This window comes from Thioflexithrix psekupsensis (genome assembly GCF_002149925.1).
Taxonomy (GTDB): Bacteria; Pseudomonadota; Gammaproteobacteria; order Beggiatoales; family Beggiatoaceae; genus Thioflexithrix; species Thioflexithrix psekupsensis.
Genome location: NZ_MSLT01000023.1, coordinates 214,931 through 238,102, shown reverse-complemented (window position 1 = coordinate 238,102; position 23,172 = coordinate 214,931). Strand labels below are relative to the sequence as shown.

Sequence of the window (23,172 nt, the reverse complement as noted above, 5' to 3'; positions counted from 1 at the left end):
ATTCTGACAAATTAGATGATCAACAACAGGAAAACCTGAATCAAGCCGATTCCACTAAATAATCATCTGGTTTAATTAAACGCAAATGACGAGTAATAGAACGAATAATGCCTTCGCTATCTAAATCACATTCGCGCAATAATTCTGCTTGTGTGCCGTGTTCAATAAAATGATCGGGTAAACCTAAATTTAACACAGAAATAGAATAACCCAAAGCCAATAAACATTCATTCACTGCACTGCCTGCGCCACCTTGAATCACGTTTTCTTCTAGCGTGACAATTAGCTCGTGCGTATTGGCCACATGTTGGATTTGTTCAACATCTAATGGCTTAACAAAACGCATATCAATCACCGTTGCATTAAGCGCATCCGCCGCCGTTAATGCGGCTGATAATAACGTACCAAAAACCAATAATGCAATGCGCTGTCCTTGACGACGCAATTGGCTTTTACCAATCGGCAGCGTTTTTAATTCAGAATCAATTTTAATTCCCAAACCATAACCCCGTGGATAACGCACCGCACTAGGGCCTTGGCGATAATAAAATCCTGTGCTTAATAATTGACGACATTCATTTTCATCACTGGGAGTCATGATAATTAAATGGGGAATGCAGCGCAAATAACTTAAATCAAAAAATCCCCCATGTGTCGCGCCATCTGCACCCACAATTCCCGCTCTATCAATGGCAAATAAAATCGGTAATTTTTGCAAAGCGACATCGTGAATGAGCTGATCATAAGCGCGTTGTAAAAAAGTGGAATAAATCGCCACCACAGGTTTTAATCCTTCACAAGCTATTCCTGCGGCAAATGTGACGCAATGTTGTTCAGCAATGCCCACGTCAAAATAACGCTGAGGAAAACGTTTAGAAAACTCCACCAATCCCGATCCTTCACACATTGCAGGCGTAATGCCGATTAATTGATCATCCGCCGATGCCATGTCACATAGCCATTGCCCAAATACTTGGGTATAGGTGGGTGCGGGGGCAGGCTTTTTGAACATTTGCCCTGTTTTTGGGTCAAATGCAGTGACACCGTGATAATCACAAGGATTCTGTTCTGCCACCGCATAGCCTTTGCCTTTTTGCGTGATGACATGCAACATTTGTGGCCCTTCGAGATGTTTCACATTACTTAAAGTATTTAGTAAAGTAGGCAAATCATGGCCATCAATGGGGCCAATATAATTAAAACCTAATTCTTCAAATAATGTCCCCGGCACAATCATACCCTTAACATGTTCTTCTGTGCGGCGAGCAAATTCATGAACGGGAGGAATTCGACTTAAAATATGCTTACTGCCTTCCCGCATTGCCGTGTAAAATTGGCTGGATAAAATTTTGGCTAAATACTGCGACAATCCACCCACATTGGGAGAAATAGACATGTCATTGTCGTTTAAAATAACCAGTAAATTGGCATTGACTTCAGCCGCATGATTCATGGCTTCAAATGCCATTCCTGCGGTCATTGCGCCATCGCCAATAATCGCCACTACTTTGCGTAAAGAATTTTGTCGTCTTGCGGCAATGGCCATGCCTAATGCGGCACTAATTGACGTGCTAGAATGACCCACGCCAAAGGTATCATATTCGCTTTCTTCACGGCGTGGAAAGCCAGCAATGCCGTTTTTTTGTCGTAAACCGCTCATGGCTGCCCGTCGTCCCGTTAAAATCTTATGGGGATAACTTTGATGTCCCACATCCCACACCAAGCGATCTTCAGGAGTATTAAATAAATAATGCAAAGCAATGGTTAATTCCACCGTGCCTAAATTGGAGGCTAAATGGCCACCTGTACGGCTTAATGTATCAATTAAAAAATGGCGTAATTCTTTAGCTAATTCGGGCAATTGAGAGTCATTTAAACGCCGTAAATCTTGGGGAGAATCAATGGATTCTAAAAGGGGAAATGATTGAGTCATGTCGCATTTATCCACACAGCTAGGCCAAAAAAATATCCACACCATTTATGCGTTTTCGCGCTTCATTCTATTTCTGGCGGGTGATCGATTATTCTAACATAAACGAATTTAAATAGGTGGAATAAAAATTTTAGCAATGGTACAATCAAGAAGGTTTGTTGTTGGGAATTACATGTAATGGATGTGGTTGTGAAGTTGAGAATTTTGGTAGATAATTTTATCTTGTTTTGATTTATTTTATATTTTGATAAAGAGGTTTTTTTTAAATGGGTTCTCCATTTCAAAACGGTGCTGCTTGGTTGCGTGCTGATTTTCATTTACATACCAAAGCTGATCGTGAATTTAAATATTCTGGCGAAGACAATTATTATTACAGTAATTATGTCGCTGCTTTAGAAAAGGCAAGCATTCAAATTGGAGTCATTACCAATCACAATAAATTTGATAAAGAAGAATTTAATGCCTTATATAAAACAGCTAAGAACAAAGGAATTTTATTATTAGCAGGCGTAGAATTATCAGTAAACGACGGTGCAAATGGCATTCATACTTTGGTGGTATTTAGTGAGGAATGGTGGCAAAATAATGATGATTATATTAATCCATTTCTTACTATTGTATTTGAGGGAAAAAGACCCGCACAATATGAAAATGAAAACGGTAGAAGTTCGCTCAACTTAATCGAAACCATTAAAAAACTCGAAGGAAATCATAAAGATTTTTTTCTAATCTTTGCTCACGTAGAAAATAGAAGCGGTTTGTGGGAGGAGTTGGATGGTGGACGGTTAGGAGAGTTGGGAGAAAATCCATATTTTTGCCGCCATGCTTTAGGTTTTCAAAAGGTGAGAAGCCATGACCGCCGTGCAAAAGCTCAAAATTGGCTAAAAGAGGCTTATCCTGCCGAAGTTGAAGGCTCTGATCCTAAAAATATTGAGGAGATTGGCAGGGGTAAAGTCTGTTATTTAAAACTCAGTGCGTTTTCATTTGCAGCCGTGAAATTTGCACTGGCTGATCATGCGCATCGATTGGCGAAAGAAAAACCTAAATACAAGCACTCTTACATTAAAAGCATTTCTTTTGAAGGCGGGTTATTATCAGGTAAAACTATTTATTTCTCCCCTGAATTAAATACATTAATTGGCATTCGTGGCAGTGGTAAATCTTCCATATTGGAAGTGTTGCGCAAAGTGTTAGATATTCCTCTTGGTGAAAAAGCGAGTGATCAAGAATATAAAGAAAATTTAGCACATTGTGTCATGGGCAGTGGCGGAAAAGTCGTTATTCAAGCAGTAAATCATTATGGACAAGCCTATGAAATTCGACGCATTTCTGGCGAATTTTCTAAGGTCTATATTGACGATGTGCTGCAACCCGGTGTCTCGATTCAAGAAACCGTTTTACACCATCCTATTTACTTTGGACAAAAAGACCTTTCTAATACCAGTGACGGTTTTGAAAAAGACTTGGTTAATAAGTTATTAGGTCAAAAATTAAATGATATTCATCGCCGCATTCGTGAACAAAAAAGTAAAGTCATTGCTGCAATAGAACGACTGCAAAAATTAAATAATTTGCCTGAGCAAATTGAAGAACAAAGAAAAATTAAACAAGATACAGAACATCGTTTAACCCTCTATGCCCAGTATGGAATAGAGGAAAAATTGCAAAAACGCCTTAATTTTGATGCTGATATTCGTGCTTTAAATCATGCAACAATGCGAGTGGAAGAATTTGTTTTGCGTATGAAAGAAGTATTGGCGAATTATGAAGATGATTTGCGTGATTTTTCTGACTATACCAAAATTAAGTCATTCATAAAATTTTTCTGTCAGAATCAGAATTTACAGAATTTTAGGATTTTCAGAATTAAAGAATAAAAAATCTGTTTAAAATAAACGACTTGTAAGAATAAATTTTGAAAATTATTGTGTCTGCAAATTTTGATTCTGACAAAATAAGGATTCTACGAACCCTATCTTTTTGGTATATCAAGCTAAATATAATGCTGACTGCATATCCGCTTTTATGCTTAATTATGCCGCAGTGATAAATGGATTTGAACATTTAAAAACTGAGATTGCCCAAATAGAAATTAATAAAGATAAGCTGTCTAAAGAATATCACCAGCTTATGGCAATTCGTGAAGGATTAAGTGATGAATTCGCTGAAGTTGAAAGAAAACTAGCCTCTGAACTTAAAGCAAAGACAGAACAACCTATTAGTTCAGATGAGTTTTTACGCCTTAAACAAAAACTAGCAAAAACCGCGCAAACTTTAGGCAACCTTGAAAGAGAAAATGAACGCCGAAATTCAGCCACTAATTTATTACTAAGGGAACTTGATACATTAGATCAGCTTTATCATGAAGAATTTACTTTGATTAAAACAGAACTCGATAAAATAAAAAGTGAATCCTCTTCTTTCATGATTGATGCGGAATATAAAGCGGATAAAGCTGACTTTCTTAAATTTATGAAAGAAAATTTTAAGGGTAGCAATATCCGTGAAACTAATTTTCAAAAGTTAGTTGATCGGTACTCAGACTTTATAGCAATTCACACCCACCTTGCAAATGCTGAGGCATTAATCGGTAATAACTCTCAGGTGTTTGTAGAGTATTTTAAAAAAAATTTAATCTCGCTTTTAACTTATCAAACGCCAAATAGATTTATAATTACTTATCATGGTAAAGTACTTCAACAACATTCGATAGGACAACGGGCTTCTGCACTGATTTTATTTACTTTATCTCAACAAAAAAATGATGTGATAATTATTGATCAACCAGAAGATGATTTGGACAATCAAACACTTTATGAAGATGTGATTAAATTATTGCGCCAAATGAAACCGAATGTACAATTTATTTTTGCCACGCATAATCCAAATATTCCCGTATTAGGTGATGCGGAACAAATACATGCCTGTGCTTTTACGGAGGCTTGCATTTCGATTGAAAGTGGAGGTATTGATGAATCTGCACAGCAAGAAAATATCGTGAAAATTATGGAAGGAGGCAACGAAGCCTTTAATCGTCGCAAGGAAATCTATCAAAAATGGAAATCTTAGAATTAATGACCATTCTTGCACAAGGCGAAGACAGCGCGCATCAATTTAAGAAAATAATTCATAATGAAGATTCATTAGCCTCAGAAATGGTGGCATTTAGCAATGCCAATGGTGGAAAAATTATAGTTGGTGTTTCTGATGATGGTTCAATTACGGGTTTAACAAAAGAAGATGTGTCGCGTTTAAATCAATTGATTTCCAATGTAGCCAGCCAAAATGTGAAACCTGCAATTAACCCTTATACTCAAAATTTATTAACTGAAAATGGTTTAGTTTTAATTATTCATATTCCTGTTGGTATGAATAAACCTTATCAGGATAAAAATGGCGTGTTTTGGGTCAAAAATAGGGCGGATAAACGTAAAGCCACGGCAAGAGAAGAAATCCAACGTTTATTTCAAATGTCAGGCTTATTGCACGCCGATCAATCACCCGTCAATGGTTTAACACTTGCCGATTTGGATATGGATTATTTTCGCGCCTTTTTTCAACGCCGCTATAATGAATCTTTAGAGGCGCAAACCTTGCCATTAGAACAAACTATTTCTAATATGAATTTGGGTAAAAATGGAATATTGAACCTCACAGCAGCCTTATTGTTTGCGCGCAATCCATCGGCATATTTACCTGTTTTTATTGTGAAAGCAGTTTGTTTTCCGGGAGACACAATTGCAGTAGAAAATTATCAAGACAGCCGTGATATTCAAGGTAAAATGGCGGATATTTTTCAGCAAACATTGAGTTTTATTCAAGCCAATCTTAAACATAAACAGGAGGAACAATTTGTTAATAGTTTAGGAATTCCAGAAATTCCTCGTATCGCCTTAGAAGAATTGCTGGTTAATGCGTTAATTCATCGAGATTATTTTATTTCTGCCCCCATTCGAGTATTTGTGTTTAATGATCGCGTGGAAATAATTAGTCCTGGTCATTTACCTAATAATTTAACAATTGCCAATATTAAAGCGGGTAATTCTAATGCTAGAAATCCGATATTGACTTCATTTGCGACTCAAATTTTGCCTTATCGCGGCATAGGTTCGGGAATTTTGCGCGCTTTGAAAGAACATCCAAATACTGAATTTATTGACGACCGAGACGCTAATTTATTCAAAGCCATTCTAAAACGAATTCAATAGATTTTTTACGCTAAATATTATTACACTTATGAGAATAAAAGCTGCTCAATTAGCCGCCCAATTAAAAAAACCATTCACGCCTATTTATCTAATTTTAGGTGAAGAACCTTTGCAATTGCGCGAATCGACTGATTTAATTCGCAGTGTGGCACGTCAGCAAGGTTATCAAGAACGTGTGGTTTTTTATGTCGATACGGGATTTGATTGGAATCAATTTGATGCCGAAGCCAATAGTTTATCTTTATTTGCACAACGGAGAATATTAGAATTAGATTTTGGTTCGCGCACGCCAAATGAAGGCGCAGGTAAAATATTGCAAGCCTATTGTGCGCATCCCCCCGCAGAAACTTTATTATTAATCACTGTTGATAAATTAGATGGGCAAAAACAGAAAACAAAATGGTTTATTGAACTAGAAAAAATAGCCACCATTGTATTGGTCAGTGCCATTGAAATTGCGCAATTACCACAATGGATTGCCCAGCGTATGCAACAGGCTAAATTGCAAGCCACGCCTGAAGCCATTGAATTATTAGCAGAACGCTCTGAAGGACATTTATTGGCTTGTGCGCAGGAAATTGAGAAACTGGCTTTATTATATCCCAATCAATCGATTGATACGCCACAGGTTTTAGAAGCCGTTGCTGACAGTGCGCGCTTTGAGGTCTTTGGTTGGGTCGAATCGGTGTTAAAGGGCGATGCGCCGCGCAGTGTGCGGCAATTGGAGAATTTGCGCAGCGAAGGACAAGATGCGTTTTTTATTTGTTGGGCATTGCAGCAAGAATTGCGCAATTTAGCCCAAATTAGCTTTGCCATTCAGCAGGGAGAATCAATGGATATGTTATTTAAACAATTTAGAATTTGGTCGCATCGGCAAACGCTAATTAAACAGGCATTAAAACGTTATCCTACCATCGCATGGCAACGATTTTTGAAACAAAGTATTAAAATTGATAAAATAGTTAAAGGCGTAGAAATTGGTGATCCGTGGGATGAATTAAAACGTTTAAGTTTATTTGTATCGGGTGTTCGCGTATTTGCTACTGCTAAAAAAACGCATTGATCTTGTGATGGCTAACAATAAATAAAATAGATAATAACACGCTAATTTGCAGGACTAAAATGACCGAGAGAGAGATTTTAATTAATGCGCCTTTGACCGATTATGAAAAACCAACCGTGATGGTTGATGTGGCGATTTTTACCATAGAAAATGACACGTTAAAAGTGTTGTTAATTAAGCGCGGATTAACGCCTTATAAGGGTTATTGGGCGTTACCGGGTGGCGCGTTGCGCCTGTCACAAGATAATTCGTTGGAAGCCGCTGCGTTGCGCGAGTTGCGTGAGGAAACGGGGGTACAACCTGCTGAAGGCGATGAATCGCGCCCTTATTTGGAACAATTGTCAACGTATGGCGGCATAGACCGCGATCCGCGAGGGTGGACGGTGTCGGTGGCTTATTTCGCGCTGGTGTCGGTTGATGAAGTACATTTGCAAGCGGGAACGGACGCGGAAGAGGCGCGTTGGTGGAGTATTTCAGGCGATAAAGTCGATTTAACGCTGGCGTTTGATCATGCGCAAATTTTACAAGATGCGGTCACACGTTTGCGTTCTAAGTTGGATTACACAGACATCGCGGTACATCTGTTGCCACAAGCGTTTACATTAAGTGAATTACAAAAAGTTTACGAAATCATTATGCAGGAAAAGTTGAATAAAAGCTCTTTTCGTTTACGGGTTGATCGCGCAGGTATTGTGCGTCCGATTAAAGGAAAGATGCGCACGGGTTCAAATCGTCCTGCCCAATTATATCGTTTTGTGCGTCATCATGGAGACAGAATGTTTTTTCCGCGCAGCATTGCGTGGGCGCAGGAACGTAAGCGTTAATATAACTGTTAAATTTTCTTTAATTTTTCTCATTATGGAGCCGTTATGTCAGAACAATTCCCTTCTAAAAGTTATCAAGAAGTCACAGAGGATATTTCTAAAGCCATTGTGGCGATGGGGCAGGATATGCCTGAGGTATTAAGAGGGTTTCGCCAGATGTCTGAAGCGGCGAATAAAGATGGCGTTTTAGACAAGAAAACCAAAGAGTTAATTGCGATGGCGGTTGCCGTGACAGCCCGCTGTCAGGGGTGTTTGGGTTATCATGCTAAGGCTTTGGTGAATTTGGATGTGACGGATCAAGAATTTATAGAAATGTTAGGTGTTGCCATTTATATGGGCGGTGGCCCTTCGTTAATGACAGCGGCTGAAGCCTATATGGCTTTTCAAGAATTTAAAGGTCGATAATGACCGAGTGAATGGGGTTAATGATACTTTATTTTGAAGTTTTTTAGGAGTGATATAATGGGATTTTTGGCTGGGAAAAAAGCCTTAATTGTCGGTTTAGCAAGTACTCGTTCGATTGCTTGGGGCATTGCCCAAGCTATGCACCGCGAAGGCGCGGAATTGGCGTTTACTTATCAAAACGAAAAACTACAAAGCCGTGTGGAAGACATGGCCAAGCAGTGTGGATCATCGATTGTTTTACCTTGTGATGTGAAGTATGACGAGCAGATCGCCACTGTTTTTGAGCAATTACAAAAACAATGGAATGGTTTAGATATTCTTGTACATTCAGTGGCTTACGCGCCTGCTGAGGAGTTAAAAGGAGAATATTTAGAAAATGGCACGCGAGATGGATTTTTAACGGCGCATGAAATTAGCGTTTACAGCCTGTCCGCTTTGGCTAAAGCGGCGTTGCCGATGATGTCGGGACGGCAGTCTTCAATCGTCACCTTGTCGTATTTGGGTTCGGTTCGTGTTCTACCGAATTACAATGTCATGGGGTTGGCTAAAGCCAGTTTGGAGGCAAATGTGCGTTATTTGGCGTACAGTTTAGGTCCAAAAGGCATACGAGTGAATGGAATTTCAGCAGGGCCTATTCGGACTTTAGCCGCTGCGGGAATTTCTGATTTTCGTAGTATGTTGACTTATGTAGAACAAAATGCCCCGCTGCGTCGTAATGTGACTATTGAAGATGTAGGAAATACAGCCGCATTCCTATGCTCCGATTTAGCATTGGGCATTACTGGGGAAATCACTTATGTCGATGCTGGATTTAATATTACTGCAATGGGCGGTTATGCGTAATGATATGAAGAATTAAATCCGTCATTGGCTGTAGTATGAATGAGTGTCTCAAGTTTTTTTTGAGACACTCAATAAAGAAAAGATTATCTGCGTTTTAGCCAGCCTTTAATTTTTTCTCCTAATCTGCGACTTATTTCATCTGAATGAACGGTGTTAGAAGCACGGGCTTCTACTGCCCGATCCAGCGATTGAGAAACCACTAGAAAAAAATAGTTATCTATTTTATATTCAGATGGCGCATGTTGCACAAACCAGCGACAAAATAATTCTCGATGTTCAGCGAAAATATCAGGGAATGTTCTTTGGAGATCAGGACGGCTTTGATAAATAAAATAAGCCAATTGTGTAATTATGGGCAAGGTGTTAATATCCGTTGGATTATTCTCTGCAATAACAGGAGAATTTAACCAGTTAAAAAAACAATCCGAATGGTCTATTTTTGCAGGCTCTGGCCAACGAGTTAGTGCGCCTTCTATAGAGAAATAAATCAAAGATAAAAATGGAGTAATTTCTATATTGCCATTGAAATGGGTTTCTTGGCGAAATGGATTGATAGTGGCATAATCAAAGCCAGTGATTGCTGTGGCTTGTTCTTGCAAATCAAAGGAATAACCAAGAGCCGCCAGCAGTTCAGGATAAGGCGATTGATGACGCAGAGTGTCTAGCACATCGTTAGGAATGGTTTTTTTCCATTCTCCCGCGACACCACTTCTGAAATGTCGCTTGTCATAACCAATTTTATTTTCTCTTAATATATTTAAATCACAGGATAAAATGCCTCTGATTATTTTTTCCTTAGAAACAGGGCAAATTTTTTTAGTTAAAGTGCTTAAAGTTTCGATGGGGTGCGCTAATAATTCTTCATAACGAATCTGATGCGTATAAGGCAACCAACGCAGCGAAACAGACAAGAATTCTGCAAAGGTATTATCCTGAATATAAGCTAAGGTATGTTTTCCCATGACTCCTTCATCTTCTTTAAGAATGAGCAGGCGATCTTCTGCCACTAAATGTGGCCAAGACCACCTGACAAAATGAAATAATGAAACCAAAACATCTCCGGGATGGCGCACGGTACTTAATAAGACAATTTGGTGGCGAGCTAAACAGTCTAAAAAGTCAGGTTCAGGAATGGGATAATGTTGATGTACAATCCAACGCTCACCTAATGCTGAAATGTTCTGTTCAAATTGAGTCGTATCGACAGATAATTCAAAAACAGGCAAATCATAAATATGGGACAATAACAACTTTAACCACGTATTTCCCGTTTTTGGGGTTGCTACAATCAAAATTTTTAATTGATCTCGATTGAATAAATGGGGTTTTTCTTCAGAAAAATGATCGGGTCTGTTCAAATGTTAATCTCCTATTTTCTTAACCATTCAACATGACGATATGACTGTGATAGAATAAAATATTATCACGGGGTAAGTAAATAAATTCACACGCAAGTGCATTAAAATTGATTAAAAATAATCGCGTTACATTATCTAAAAAATTCCTTTAACTGTCTTAAATGAGATTTAAGTTATGTCTAAATCAACATCGAATAAACCTATTTTAACTGAAGCTAATTTTGATAATGTGGATTATTTTCTGCGTTATCCCGATGTTGCCCAACATCCAGCCTACCAAGGCGTGCCGAATGGAGGTTGGTTACATTGGGTACAATACGGAAAATCTGAGGGACGACAAGCCTGTGCTTTGGATAAAGTGGTTAATCCTACAGCCACAACGCCCTCCCTAGCGCACCGTCAACAAGGTTATCATTTGCTGAACGGACAAGGTTTAGAAATTGGCGCATTGCATCAGCCTGCTCAATTACCTAAAACATGTACAGTTGAGTACTGTGATGTTGCGCCGCGAGAAGTTTTAATTACTTATTTTCCCGAATTGAAAGTGACTGATTTGGTTGAAATCCATCATGTGTGCGATTTGGATAAGGAAGCATTAAGCATTTTTCCTGCCAATCATTATGATTTTATTATTATTAATCATGTCATTGAACATGTTGCCAATCCTATTCGAGTGATTGAAGAATTATTTCGTGTCATTAAGCCCGGTGGATGCGTGGTCATTTCTGCACCGGATAAAGATTTTACTTTTGATAAAAGAAGAAATTTAACGCCTTTTGCTCATTTATTAGAAGAATATCGGCAAAATGTAACTGAAGTGACCGATGAACATTATTTAGATTTTTTACAAGCGGTGCATCCCGAACGGGCTGGCACATCGCCTGATATATTGGCCATTCATTTACAACAAATACGAGACCGCCGTGAACATGCGCATGTGTGGGATTCGCAGAGTTTTGAAGCGTTTATGCAAGCCAGTTTAGCGTTGTTACGCATTGAAGCCACTTGTATTTTTTCGCATAAAGCCAATGAGGGGAATTACTTTGAATATTTTTCGGTGTGGCGTAAGTAGTTTTTTCGTGGTCTCCCAAACCCTACTCCCTCGTCACCCGCAACACCTCCGCCACTGATGTATCACCTGAAATAATGCGTTGCCAGCCGCTTTGGGTGAGGCTGAGGGTGTCTTTTTGGGCATATTCTTCTAAGGCGTGTTGGCTGGCTCCTTCGTAAATCATTTGTTGTAGTTTGCTATCCACTTGAATTAGCTCATAAATTCCTGTGCGACCACGATAACCCATGTCATTGCACGCTTCACAGCCTACAGCTTGATATAATACAACATCTTTCGCCAAGCCAAAGCGTTGTCGTTCTAATTCGGAGGGGATTTCTACTTGTTTACATTCAGGACACAGTAACCGCACCAAACGTTGTGACATGACTCCCAATAAACTGGATGACAATAAAAAGGGTTCAACCCCCATGTCGCGTAAACGGGTCACTGCGCCTAACGCACTGTTGGTGTGCAACGTCGATAACACTAAGTGTCCTGTTAAACTGGCTTGGACGGCGATTTGTGCGGTTTCTACGTCTCGAATTTCGCCAACCATCACCACATCAGGGTCTTGGCGCAAAATCGCCCGCAACCCTTTCGCAAAACTCATTCCCACTTTGCTGTTGACCTGCGTTTGTCCTACACCATCTAAGTAATATTCAATAGGGTCTTCTACGGTCATAATATTGCGTTTTCGGTCATTAAGGTAATTCAACATCGCATACAATGTTGTCGTTTTACCCGATCCCGTAGGCCCTGTGACCAGAAAAATACCATGGGGTTTATGTAAATCTTCGCGTAAACGCCGCTGCATCATGTCAGGCATTCCGATTTGGGATAAATCTAAACGCCCCGCTTGCTTGTCTAACAAACGCAAAACCACCCGCTCCCCATGCCCACAAGGAATCGTAGACACCCGCACATCTACGGCACGACCTGCGATTTTTAACGAAATTCTGCCATCTTGGGGCAAACGTTTTTCGGCAATGTCCAATTTCGCCATGACCTTAATACGTGAACACAACAAAGGCGCAAGCACCCGCCGCGGCTGTAACACTTCGCGCAGCACGCCATCAATACGAAAACGCACCACCAAACGACTTTCAAAAGGTTCAATATGAATATCTGACGCATTTTCTTTAATCGCTTCGGATAATAACGCATTAATTAAACGAATAATCGGCGCATCATCATCACTTTCTAATAAATCTTCAGGTTCATTCGACAATTGTTGTGCCACTTGAAATAAATCTAATTCTTCACCTAAACCCTCCATCATTTGCATGGACTGATTGGCTTGATATTGATAATGGGCTGTTAATAAACGCTCGAATTGTTCTTCTGAAACCGGATCAAGTTGTAAAGGACAAGCCAGAAAACGTCGCAATTCACTCAAAGTCACACGACTTAACGGTTGGCGATAAGCAATATGGGCATGTTGTGGCGTTAATCCCGTCACAATAACACCATGACGACGAGCATAAGCAAACGGTAATAAAATAGGCGCAGTCATGACAATAAATTCTCGTTAAAGCTTTGCGATTAGCACTTTTAATGGCACAGGATGTCCCACTTGATAACCTTGAATATAATCTACTTTAATTTGGGCTAAACTTGTTAAAATATCATCATTTTCTACACTTTCCGCAATGGTTTTTATTCCCGATAATTGTGCCAAGCGGTGAATAGAATGCACCATTTCATCGTTTAACTTATCTTCAGTCATATTGTGAATTAAATCACCATCTATTTTTAAAAAATCAATCGGCAAATGACGCAAACGAGAAAATGATGCCAATCCCGAACCAAAATCATCAATCGCAATCGCACCACCTAATTCTTTAATTCGTCGCATAAATTGACTGGCACGAGACAAATCAGTAATAACCGTCGTTTCTGGCAATTCAAAACATATTTTTTTTGCAATATGCGGGAATTCAATCAGCCGATTAAATAATGAAGCACATATTTCATTATCATTTAATAAATAGCTTGAAATATTAATATTAATAAACTTAATAGCATTTAATAAATTAGGGTTTTCAGATAATTGTCGCATGGCGTGTTGAATCACCCAATGATCCAACGTCGGCATTAGACCATAACGCGCCGCTGCCGATAAAAATGCCCCCGGCAAACACAAACGCCCTGCGGTTTCTTGCATTCGTAATAATAATTCAATGTGCAAACCCGATTCTGGCATATTAAGCGGCTTTATTTCTTGATAAAAAAGAATAAAACCATCAGGACGTTTTAAACTGTCATTGATTAAAGCCAACCATTGAATATCTTGATGGCGTTCAAATAAAGTGTGATCATTGTCTTGATACACATGCACTTGATTGCGCCCCAAATTCTTCGCCGCATAACAAGCCGCATCAGCCATTGCCAATACCCCTTGTAAATTCACCGCATCCGAACGAATCGGCAACACCCCCAAACTCACCCCAATGGTAAATAAACTCGGCACATCACCATTTTTACCCCAAAAAAAACGAAATTGTTCTATCTCTTGACGTAATTGATGCGCAATCACTAAAGCCGCTTCTAACTCACAATTTTCTAATAATAATCCAAATTCATCGCCCCCCAAACGCGCTAATGTGGCATTCATTGTTCCCTTATTTCGTTCCAAACATTCTTTTAATAACACAGCCACATTACGCAACAATTGATCGCCCGCTTCATGACCACACGTATCATTGACAATTTTGAAACGATCTAAATCTAAATACACTAAAACATGATGTTGAATCTGATCTGTTTTTTTTTCTTGATTTAAAATGGCAAATAAACGCTCATTAAATTCTAATAAATTATAAAGTCCCGTTAAACCATCATGTCGAGCTTGGTAAGCTAATTCTAAAGTCATCTTGCGATTTTCAGTGACATCATGAAACACTAAAACCACACCAATAATTTGACCATTACGATCCCGAATGGGAGCAGCCGAATCTTCAATGGCAAAATAAACATTATCTTCACGACGCACTAAAACAGTATTGCCTTCTAATTCAACCACTTTACCTTGGGTTAAACATTGCTCAATGGGAAGAAAAACTTGTTGTTGCGACAGTTCATCTAAGATGAAAAAAACATCGTTTAAAGGTTGCCCTTTCACGTGTTCCAATTCCCATCCAGTAAGGCGACAGGCAACGGGATTCATGTATTCAATATGCCCCAATGCGTCTGTGGTAATCACCCCGTCGCCAATCGATGCCAATGTGACCTCGGCTTTTTCTTTTTCATCCAACAAGGCTTCTTCGGCACGTTTGGCTTTTAAAATATAACTGATACGATTACGCAATACTGCCCAATTGACAGGTTTTGTAATATAATCAGTCGCGCCCGCTGCATACGCTCGATCTATCCATTCACTTTCAGTAAAACTGGTGACAATGACAATCGGCAAATTTTCCGCATTGGGTAAAGATCGAATTTGCGCGCAAGCCTCCACCCCCCCCAATACCGGCATATCAGCATCCATTAAAATCAGATCAGGACTAAATTCTAAAACAAAATCAATCGCTTGCAGTCCATTTTGTGCGGTTTCTACTTCATAGCCGTACTTACGCAATACGCTTTCCAAAATTCCCCGCATCAGTGGCGCGTCATCCACCACTAAAATTAAAGGACGAATTGAATTAGTCATGGGGAAGAACCTCCGAAATCGCAGTGGTAAATGCGGTTAATTCGGTGCTTAATTGCGGTAATAAAATGGATAAAGATTCAGGGGATATTGAACTAGATTTAGCTTCTAATTCAATAAATTGGCACAATTGACCAATACGCATCGCCCCAATTTGTAGACTTTCTCCTCTTAAACGGTGGGCTTTGCGTGCCAACATTTCCCATTGCGCATGAGCAAATAAATCATTTAATTCCACCACCTGCGCAGGCAAAGTATAAATAAATTGTTGCAATAAAGGGTACAAATCCACCCCCATGATCTTTTGCAGATTTTGCAACACACTATGCTCTAAAACGGGTAATTGTTTACACGGCGTGGCTTCCTCCGCTGGACGAGATTCAGAAAGGCAGTCTGGAGAAAGAGGAGAGTCGCTCATAGAAGATTCCGTCCAATGTGCTAAAGTATCACGCAACACTTTAAACCGCAGCGGTTTGGTCAAAAAACCATCCATTCCCGCATCCACACAAACTTGTCGATGTTCGGCTAAGGCGTTAGCGGTGAGCGCGATAATGGGGGTACGTGCCAATTGATGCGCTTGTTCATAAGCGCGCCATTGGCGCGTGGCGGTGTAACCATCCATTTCTGGCATTTCACAATCCATTAATACGACATCATAATGGTGTTGTTGTAAAAATTGTAAAGCATTTAATCCATTATTCGCCGTATCGCAATGATAATGTAAGCGTTTTAACATACTGGCAACCATATCCTGATTGATCGGACTGTCATCCACCACCAGAACATCTCCCATTTTTCGGGGAGGATTCGATGGGGTTTCAGCAGGCAAGCGGGAAGGAGGCAGTCTAACATTGTTCCGCTCAACCCCAAGCAGTCCATCAAACTGATCAGCAGAAAGACGCGCCAATTCAAACGCCAATCGCCGCGCATAACGACTAAAAAGATGACGTGCCGACTTTTCCACGTGCAACGGATGCACTCCCAACACGGCAATAATACCCAACAGTCGATCATTTTGTGGCGCAATTAACAAACTGCCCAAATAGCTGTGTAAAGGCACATTGTCAAATGGCGGCACCCGCGGATAATGACCTAATAAATGCTGATTGATCAACAATGAACCTTGTTTTAAGGTTTGCGCATACGGAGATTGTTCCAAAGTAAACGTAGCGGGAGAAAAATTGGAATCTGATTGTAACTGACCATCGCGCCAAACCACCCACGCCACCGCCTGCTCACTGCTTGACGAGGAAAATAAAATAATGATCCCTTGCGACGCATGATGTAACTCACATAGAGCGTACAATAAGGTTTGGGCATAATCGGTTATTTTTAATGGCAAGGTTTGGGCGAGCGTGCGCACAGCCCGATCCAGCGACTGTTCATCTGTAGTGTCTCGATACAAACCGATAAAACATTGGGTTTCGCCCGCGGAGTTGCGTTGTGCTAAACCAGATAACTGATGCCAACGCCATTCGCCTTTTAGATTTTGAATACGATAGGTGAATTGAAACGGCACCGGCGGCTCTGTCCATTGGCGACGCAACCCCTCCGCCACTCGCGGCCGATCCTCGGAATGAATCCGCTGAAGCCACAGAGAAAAACAGGGAGGCATCATATATTCTGAGGGAAGAAATACCAAATCCTCTTGCCCATCCCACCGCCACAGCACACTGCTGGTGCTGTCGATGGCGTGTTGTAACCACACATGATGTTGACGCTGTTGTTGTTCGGTGTGATAAACCTGTTGAAAGCATTCCTGTAAGGCCTGTTGCAAAGATGACCATTCGTGGGGAAGTTCGGGTGAGCGATACCCTTTTCCCTGAGGCAAAGTCTGTTGCACGGCTACGGTGAGCGAGTTAATCGCCCGCCGCATCCGACGCTTATACCACACCCCCAAAGGGATCAGGCCCAGCAGAAACAAGAATAGGTAACACAAAGCCAATTTAACATCCTGTCAATGAGTTTGAACCGCAAATGTACATTATTCTCTTCATTTTCTAAATCATTTATCTCATTTCCCGAAACACAAATCACATCCAGATTTTAGTATTTTGTGATTATTTCCGCGCCGACTTGGTAAAATGTACAAATCAATAAATTTGGTTTTTACTAGGTATTGACTATACTTAGACGCAAAGGTTAATGTATAATCGCATAAATCCTAGATAACTTAAACGTTTTAAAAGGAAAAAACGTGGGAATCTTCAGTCTTAAACCAGACCCTATCATGGGAATTGACATCAGTTCCACGGCGGTTAAGCTGTTAGAACTGAGTCGCACAGGCAAAGGTGCTGCCAGTTATCGTGTCGAAAGCTACGCCATGGAACCTCTGCCCGAAAAAGTGGTCGAGGATAAAAACATCACCGAAGAAGGAGTAGAAGTCGTCGGTGATGCCATTCAACGGGCTGTCCGTCGTGCCAAACCTCACGCCCAATTTGCGGCGGTGGCGGTGGCAGGCCCTGCGGTGATGACCAAAACCATCAGTATGCCCGGTGGTTTGACCGATGATGAAATGTTGGCCGCGATTCAAGTGGATGCCGAACAACATATTCCTTATCCCTTGGATGAAGTCAATCTCGACTTTGAAGTTCTCGGTCCCAACGAAAAAGAGCCTGATCGGGTAGATGTTCTGCTGGCCGCTTGTCGTCAGGAAAATGTAGACAGTCGCATTGCCGCTTTGGAAATTGCCGGCTTAAAAGCCAAAGTGGTTGATATTGAACGTTATGCCTTAGAAAACGCATTACAATTGGTGGTAGAAAACGACCCCGAAATCGGCCCCGAAGAAACCGTGGCGTTAATCGAAATCGGCGCAACCTCCTCAACCATGAATGTCTTGGGTGGCGGCAAGATCGTATTTACTCGTGAAGAAATGTTCGGCGGCCATCGCTTAACCGAGGAAATTCACCACCGTTATGGTCTAAGCCACGAAGAAGCGAACCTAGCCAAGCGCAATGGAGGCTTGCCCGACGATTACGAAACGGAACTGTTAGAACCTTTCAAAATGGAAATGGCACAACAGATTGCCCGAATGATCCAAGTTTATTACTCAACTTCTACTTATGGCAAATTATCGCACATTTTAGTGGCAGGCGGGTGTGCTTCCATTCCCGGCATTATTGAACACATCAACAGTCGAGTGGGCGGACATATCAACATCGCTAACCCTTTTGCAGCCATGTCAGTGGCTTCACGGGTGAGTAAAAAAGCCTTGATGACGGATGCACCGGCTCTGATGATTGCTTGTGGCCTTGCTTTGCGTACTTTTGACGCAAGACGCTAACTTTTAGGATTCTCAGTCATGGCGCATATTAACCTGTTACCTTGGCGTGATACTTTAAAGCGAGAACGTGAAATTCGTTTTGGTATCATTGTCGGCGTGAGTTTAGCGATAGCGGGGCTGATTGTGTTGGGGGTTCACACCTACATGCAAAGCCTGATCAACTACCAAGAAGCCCGCAACCGAATGTTAGAACAAGAAATTGCTCGCCTAGAAAAGCAAATCGAAGAAATCAAAACCTTACAACAAAAACGAAAACGCATGGTACAGCGCATGGAAGCCATCCAAGCCTTAGAGGCCAGCCGTAATCGTCCCGTGCATCTGTTAAGCGAAATTGTTGAGCGCGTACCTGAAGGGGTACATTTTATTTTGCTTAAACAAGAGCGAGAACAATTGATTTTAGAAGGTTTTGCGCAATCGGATGCGCGGGTGGCTTCTCTGATGCGGGATTTAGACGCTTCGGAGTGGTTGGCGCAACCCGCGCCCAAGATTATTCGGGAAGAAGAACGCCGCCGCAGTCCCGGTGATCGGGGCGGTGGCCGCGAATCGAAATTTTTCGCCTTGTCCGTCAAACTGGAAAGCCCCCGTAAACCCACAGAAGAAGAGTAGAGGTCGTCATGAATTTAGACGAATTAAATAACCTAGACCCTGCCAATATCGGTAATTGGCCGATTTTAGCAAAAACAATAGTGGTGGCTGTTTTATTTGGTGGGGCTTTATTTGCGGGTTATTACTTCGATACCCAAAACCAAATCGCACAATTACAGCAAGTAAAAGATAAGGAAAACACATTACGCCGCACTTTTGAAGAAAAACAACTCAGTGCAGCACGTTTACCACAATTAAAAGCCCAATTAGCTGAAATTGAAGCTTCTTTAGCCGATTTACAACGCAGTTTACCCAGTAAAGCGGATGTGGGCGATTTGATTCAAAATATTTCCCAAGCGGCAATTGGCAGTGGTTTGCGAGTGCAATTGTTTGAACCGCGTCCCGAAGTCACTGGAGAAATTTATGTGACACAGCCTATCACCTTGCGTTTGAGTGGGGATTATCATGCGTTTGGGCGTTTTGTCAGCAACGTCGCGGCGATGCCGCGTATTGTGACGCAAGAAGAAATCAGTATCAGTGCGCCACGCAATGTGGCCGCAGGAGTCGCTCAAAACATCACCATGGAAATGGTGGCTAAAATTTATTATATCCGTGAGGAAGAAGAAGAGGATAAGGGAGTTTAGTCAACATGCCCAGTTATATCACATCCTATTTTTCCTCCTTTCCTTCGCTAAGACTACGATATGGGTTGCTCATGGGGTTAACCGTTGTGCTTGTCGGTTGTGGTGAGCCGGATATGTCCGATCTGAAGGAATACATTAACCGTATTAATCAACGCGAAAACCCTCAAGTTGATCCCATTCCTGCCATTACCCTCGTGCCACCTGTGGTGTATAACCAGAATCATCTGCGTGATCCATTCCGCCCAATCAGCGGTAACGAGGAAAATCAGAATACCACGGCGCAAATTGTCCTAGACCCTGCTTGTGGTACTCCGCCAGATATTATTTACCGTAATCGCTATGGTTTAGAAAAAATGCCATTGGATTCTTTGACGATGGTTGGCACGCTGGCGGGCGGATCGGGTGATTTACAAGTAGTACTTGAAGATACGGAGGGATTGACCCACGTGGTTAAAGTGGGGGACTTTGTTGGGCAGCATTACGGCCGGGTTGAGTATATTACCCAAGCCAAAGTTGAAATTACTGAATTACGACAAGACGACCGGGGTTGCTGGCGTGAACAGCCCGCCCAGATTGTCCTGCCTGAACCCGGACGTTGAAACTAGCCTTTCTGAATGATGAATTATTTTTGGCAGTTAAAATAACTCATCATTCGTCACTCACCATTCATCATTCATACAGTGGAACGCATTAACATGAAAACCCTCGATTATTTCACGGGCGTGAGTTGGGATTGGAATAAACCGCCGAGACGCTTGTTGTTTAACTTGTTCCTAAGCACTCTGCTGCTGCTTTTGTTGAATCAAACCAGTCAGGCACAAAGCTATAACCGTCTGGAGCGGTTGGGTCATTCCAGTTTACCCGGTAATAAAATACAAGTAGTGCTTGAATTGGCCAGCCCTTTAAACGCCGCTCCACCTCATTTTTCCACGGATAATCCTGCTCGTATTGTGCTTGATTTTCCTAATACCAGTCTAAACACCACCGAACGCAACGTAAATATCAGTGCAGGAGCAGTGCAGCAAGTGCGGGCAGTGGAGACAGAAGATCGAGTGCGAGTAGTGATTAATTTATTGCGCATGTCTCCTTTTGACATTCAACAAGTGGGTAATAAGATTTTTGTGGCGATTGACGGGACAGCGATGGGGGGGAGTTCTACGGCGGCCGGTGACAGAAATGATCCCGTCAGCATGGTGACTCAACAAGCCGCTGCCGCACATCGTCCCACAATGCCACCGCCCGCCACGCAAACCGTTGCCGCTTACATTCCTCCCGCAGAGCTTGCGCCTGTGTTTGAGGCTTCAACAGCCGCAGAACCTTTGGCAGAACCTCTGCCTACGGGGCCTGCGATTACGCAGGTTGATTTTCGGCGTAACGATGATGGGGCAGGTTGGATTATTGTAGAAGTGACCAATCCCAATCAAATTGTCAGCATTAATCGCGGTCGTCGAGATCGAGATATTGAAGTGGTGTTTCAAAATGCCGTGTTACCATCTCATTTAGATCGCCGTTTGGATGTGACTGATTTTGCTACGCCGGTGAATTCGGTTGATGCTTATCCCCAAGGTAAAGATGCGCGAATGTTGGTGACGATGCGTGAAGGAGTGCGCTACGATTATTTTGCAAATCAAACTGGGCGACAATATATTATTAAAATTAATGAACGTCCCGTTGAACCTGAAGAAGAATCACGCGGTTTACGCAGTAAAGACCCTGTTTATACGGGACGTAATGTGAATTTTAATTTCCAAGATATTCAAATTCGTTCTGCTTTAAATTTATTATTAAGTCCAGAGGTTTCTGGGGAAGTGTTTAATGTGGTGATCACGGATAATGTGAATCAAGGCGATAAGTTATCTTTACGCTTGCAAAATGTGCCATGGGATCAGGCTTTGGATATTATTTTAGAAGCGAAAAGCTTGGCTAAACGTAAATTCGGGCAAAACGTCATTATTATTGATACGAAAAGAAGTCTGGATGCCCGCGATAAAGAAGAATTACAAGCACAAAAAGAAATTAAAGAACTTGAACCCATACGCACTCAATACATTCAAATTAATTATGCTAAAGCCGAAGATTTAGCTAACTTGTTATATTCAGGGGGGACAGCGGATCAGGCGCAACGTTTTGTTTCGGATCGGGGAAGCGTCTCGTTTGATGAGCGGACTAACACTTTAATCGTTCAAGATACGGAATCTTATTTGACAGACATTCGTCAATTGATCGAAGCCATTGATACTCCCTCGCGGCAAGTGTTGATTGAATCACGAGTGGTGATTGCGGAGGACACGTTTGCTAAAGAGTTGGGGGTAAAATTTGGGCATAGTTTGAATCAAGACTTAGGTCATGGTCATGGTATTGTCATGGGCGGGAAGTTGGAAGGGGACACGGTGTATTCAGAAGGAACGGCATTTACCTCAGGTGGCAATACTTTTTCTGGTGACTATCTCAATTCCAACTCGCAAGAAAACTTTATTGTGCGCTTACCCGTGGGGGATCCGGCGGGAGCTTTGGGTTTAGCCATCGGAAAGGTGGGCAGTTATTTATTACAATTGGAATTAGCAGCTTCGCAAACCGATGGGACAGCGGAAGTTTTAGCCACACCAAAGGTGATCACAGCCAATCAGCATAAAGCCTCGATTATACAAGGACAACGTATTCCTTATCGTACTGTCTCTGATCAAGGGGCGCAAACTCAGTTTGAAAATGCTGTTTTACAATTAGAAGTTACGCCGCAAATCACTCCGGATGATCGCATTATTATGGACTTGCTCGTGACTTCTGACGAAATGGGACAGCAAATACTGACCACTGGTGAGCGTGCCATTAACAAGCGTGAAATCGCCACACAAGTCTTAGTGGACAATGGAGAAACAGTGGTGTTAGGTGGCGTTTACCAACAAAACCGCAATAACAGCGTCACTCGTGTACCATTTTTTAGTGATTTACCTTTAGTCGGTAACTTGTTCAAACGAACCCAGAAAGAGACCAGCCGACGCGAATTACTCATTTTCGTCACGCCCAAAATCATACGGGAACGGTCTTAACTTAGCGATTTTAATCGATTTTAATTAAGGCATAAAAGGGGAATAACAAACAGTTATTCCCCTTTTTTAATTGATTAAAAATCTCTCCCGCGCACGTGCCAACACAGGAGCAAGAGAAACAGTTTTTGCGCAAAATGGTCAAAAACAACAGTTTTTGCTTGTTTTACGCTATAATTTATTGTTTTTAATAAGAAATTCTCTGGTCAAAAACAACAGTTTTTGCGCAAAATGGTCAAAAACAACAGTTTTTGCTTGTTTTACGCTATAATTTATTGTTTT

General features: G+C 41.4%; 18 protein-coding genes. 13 read left to right on the top strand and 5 right to left on the bottom strand.

The annotated features are described in order from the left end of the window. Window positions 1-40: 40 nt before the first annotated feature. Window positions 41-1,933: a 1-deoxy-D-xylulose-5-phosphate synthase gene (gene dxs, locus TPSD3_RS13685; protein ID WP_086489069.1), complete on the bottom strand. Its 1,893-nt coding sequence runs from the start codon at window positions 1,931-1,933 to the stop codon at window positions 41-43. Between the two features lie 266 nt (window positions 1,934-2,199). On the opposite strand from dxs, the gene TPSD3_RS13680 reads away from it, so the two are divergent. The 7 genes from TPSD3_RS13680 (at window position 2,200) to TPSD3_RS13650 (ending at window position 9,276) form a co-directional block, all read left to right on the top strand. Then, a complete protein-coding gene (locus TPSD3_RS13680) occupies window positions 2,200-3,810 on the top strand; it encodes a hypothetical protein (RefSeq protein ID WP_086489068.1) in 1,611 nt (536 codons plus the stop codon). Between the two features lie 148 nt (window positions 3,811-3,958). Then, on the top strand, window positions 3,959-5,002 hold the full coding sequence (locus TPSD3_RS13675) for an AAA family ATPase (protein WP_086489067.1): 1,044 nt from the start codon (window positions 3,959-3,961) through the stop codon (window positions 5,000-5,002). Further along, window positions 4,990-6,141 (top strand): RNA-binding domain-containing protein, encoded by a 1,152-nt coding sequence (locus TPSD3_RS13670; RefSeq protein WP_086489066.1) that lies wholly within the window; start codon window positions 4,990-4,992, stop codon window positions 6,139-6,141. Before TPSD3_RS13675 ends, TPSD3_RS13670 begins: the two co-directional genes overlap by 13 nt. A 28-nt stretch (window positions 6,142-6,169) precedes the next feature. Next, window positions 6,170-7,204, top strand: coding sequence for a DNA polymerase III subunit delta (gene holA / locus TPSD3_RS13665; RefSeq protein ID WP_086489065.1), 1,035 nt, complete (start codon window positions 6,170-6,172; stop codon window positions 7,202-7,204). A 59-nt stretch (window positions 7,205-7,263) separates the two neighbouring features. Continuing rightward, the gene (locus tag TPSD3_RS13660) at window positions 7,264-8,028 is read left to right on the top strand and encodes an NUDIX hydrolase (protein ID WP_176329879.1); all 765 of its coding nucleotides are present in this window, start codon (window positions 7,264-7,266) and stop codon (window positions 8,026-8,028) included. 45 nt (window positions 8,029-8,073) lie between these two features. Further along, window positions 8,074-8,433, top strand: a complete 360-nt coding sequence (locus tag TPSD3_RS13655) for a carboxymuconolactone decarboxylase family protein (protein ID WP_086489064.1) — start codon at window positions 8,074-8,076, stop codon at window positions 8,431-8,433. Between the two features lie 57 nt (window positions 8,434-8,490). Further along, window positions 8,491-9,276, top strand: a complete 786-nt coding sequence (locus TPSD3_RS13650) for an enoyl-ACP reductase FabI (RefSeq protein WP_086489063.1) — start codon at window positions 8,491-8,493, stop codon at window positions 9,274-9,276. 83 nt (window positions 9,277-9,359) lie between these two features. On the opposite strand, the gene TPSD3_RS13645 is transcribed toward TPSD3_RS13650, so the two are convergent. Further along, the gene (locus tag TPSD3_RS13645; protein WP_086489062.1) at window positions 9,360-10,634 is read right to left on the bottom strand and encodes a sulfotransferase domain-containing protein; all 1,275 of its coding nucleotides are present in this window, start codon (window positions 10,632-10,634) and stop codon (window positions 9,360-9,362) included. 175 nt (window positions 10,635-10,809) lie between these two features. Between TPSD3_RS13645 and TPSD3_RS13640 the strand changes: the two genes are divergently transcribed. Then, window positions 10,810-11,706, top strand: a complete 897-nt coding sequence (locus TPSD3_RS13640) for a class I SAM-dependent methyltransferase (RefSeq protein ID WP_086489061.1) — start codon at window positions 10,810-10,812, stop codon at window positions 11,704-11,706. Between the two features lie 22 nt (window positions 11,707-11,728). On the opposite strand, the gene gspE is transcribed toward TPSD3_RS13640, so the two are convergent. The 3 genes from gspE to TPSD3_RS13625 are packed head-to-tail and all read right to left on the bottom strand — an operon-like array spanning window position 11,729 to window position 17,228. After that, window positions 11,729-13,198 (bottom strand): type II secretion system ATPase GspE, encoded by a 1,470-nt coding sequence (gspE, locus tag TPSD3_RS13635; RefSeq protein WP_086489060.1) that lies wholly within the window; start codon window positions 13,196-13,198, stop codon window positions 11,729-11,731. A gap of 15 nt (window positions 13,199-13,213) precedes the next feature. Next, window positions 13,214-15,337 (bottom strand): GGDEF domain-containing response regulator, encoded by a 2,124-nt coding sequence (locus TPSD3_RS13630; protein ID WP_086489059.1) that lies wholly within the window; start codon window positions 15,335-15,337, stop codon window positions 13,214-13,216. Further along, window positions 15,330-17,228, bottom strand: a complete 1,899-nt coding sequence (locus TPSD3_RS13625; protein WP_140048566.1) for a response regulator — start codon at window positions 17,226-17,228, stop codon at window positions 15,330-15,332. Before TPSD3_RS13625 ends, TPSD3_RS13630 begins: the two co-directional genes overlap by 8 nt. A 303-nt stretch (window positions 17,229-17,531) precedes the next feature. Here TPSD3_RS13625 and TPSD3_RS13620 point away from each other — a divergent pair, with 303 nt between their 5' ends. The 5 genes from TPSD3_RS13620 (at window position 17,532) to TPSD3_RS13600 (ending at window position 22,893) form a co-directional block, all read left to right on the top strand. Then, window positions 17,532-18,617 (top strand): pilus assembly protein PilM, encoded by a 1,086-nt coding sequence (locus TPSD3_RS13620; RefSeq protein WP_280938430.1) that lies wholly within the window; start codon window positions 17,532-17,534, stop codon window positions 18,615-18,617. An 18-nt stretch (window positions 18,618-18,635) separates the two neighbouring features. Continuing rightward, window positions 18,636-19,223, top strand: coding sequence for a PilN domain-containing protein (locus tag TPSD3_RS13615; RefSeq protein ID WP_086489056.1), 588 nt, complete (start codon window positions 18,636-18,638; stop codon window positions 19,221-19,223). Between the two features lie 8 nt (window positions 19,224-19,231). Beyond that, window positions 19,232-19,846, top strand: a complete 615-nt coding sequence (locus TPSD3_RS13610) for a type IV pilus inner membrane component PilO (protein WP_086489055.1) — start codon at window positions 19,232-19,234, stop codon at window positions 19,844-19,846. A gap of 113 nt (window positions 19,847-19,959) precedes the next feature. Further along, window positions 19,960-20,445, top strand: coding sequence for a pilus assembly protein PilP (locus TPSD3_RS13605; protein ID WP_176329878.1), 486 nt, complete (start codon window positions 19,960-19,962; stop codon window positions 20,443-20,445). A 96-nt stretch (window positions 20,446-20,541) separates the two neighbouring features. Next, window positions 20,542-22,893, top strand: a complete 2,352-nt coding sequence (locus TPSD3_RS13600; RefSeq protein WP_086489053.1) for a type IV pilus secretin PilQ — start codon at window positions 20,542-20,544, stop codon at window positions 22,891-22,893. Window positions 22,894-23,172: the final 279 nt, after the last annotated feature.

Bases quoted from the DNA above. Each gene is read 5' to 3' on its own strand.
- dxs (WP_086489069.1), bottom strand. From the start codon at position 1,933: ATGACTCAATCATTTCCCCTTTTAGAATCCATTGATTCTCCCCAAGAT.
- TPSD3_RS13680 (WP_086489068.1), top strand. From the start codon at position 2,200: ATGGGTTCTCCATTTCAAAACGGTGCTGCTTGGTTGCGTGCTGATTTT.
- TPSD3_RS13675 (WP_086489067.1), top strand. From the start codon at position 3,959: ATGCTTAATTATGCCGCAGTGATAAATGGATTTGAACATTTAAAAACT.
- TPSD3_RS13670 (WP_086489066.1), top strand. From the start codon at position 4,990: ATGGAAATCTTAGAATTAATGACCATTCTTGCACAAGGCGAAGACAGC.
- holA (WP_086489065.1), top strand. From the start codon at position 6,170: ATGAGAATAAAAGCTGCTCAATTAGCCGCCCAATTAAAAAAACCATTC.
- TPSD3_RS13660 (WP_176329879.1), top strand. From the start codon at position 7,264: ATGACCGAGAGAGAGATTTTAATTAATGCGCCTTTGACCGATTATGAA.
- TPSD3_RS13655 (WP_086489064.1), top strand. From the start codon at position 8,074: ATGTCAGAACAATTCCCTTCTAAAAGTTATCAAGAAGTCACAGAGGAT.
- TPSD3_RS13650 (WP_086489063.1), top strand. From the start codon at position 8,491: ATGGGATTTTTGGCTGGGAAAAAAGCCTTAATTGTCGGTTTAGCAAGT.
- TPSD3_RS13640 (WP_086489061.1), top strand. From the start codon at position 10,810: ATGTCTAAATCAACATCGAATAAACCTATTTTAACTGAAGCTAATTTT.
- gspE (WP_086489060.1), bottom strand. From the start codon at position 13,198: ATGACTGCGCCTATTTTATTACCGTTTGCTTATGCTCGTCGTCATGGT.
- TPSD3_RS13630 (WP_086489059.1), bottom strand. From the start codon at position 15,337: ATGACTAATTCAATTCGTCCTTTAATTTTAGTGGTGGATGACGCGCCA.
- TPSD3_RS13615 (WP_086489056.1), top strand. From the start codon at position 18,636: ATGGCGCATATTAACCTGTTACCTTGGCGTGATACTTTAAAGCGAGAA.
- TPSD3_RS13610 (WP_086489055.1), top strand. From the start codon at position 19,232: ATGAATTTAGACGAATTAAATAACCTAGACCCTGCCAATATCGGTAAT.
- TPSD3_RS13605 (WP_176329878.1), top strand. From the start codon at position 19,960: ATGTCCGATCTGAAGGAATACATTAACCGTATTAATCAACGCGAAAAC.
- TPSD3_RS13600 (WP_086489053.1), top strand. From the start codon at position 20,542: ATGAAAACCCTCGATTATTTCACGGGCGTGAGTTGGGATTGGAATAAA.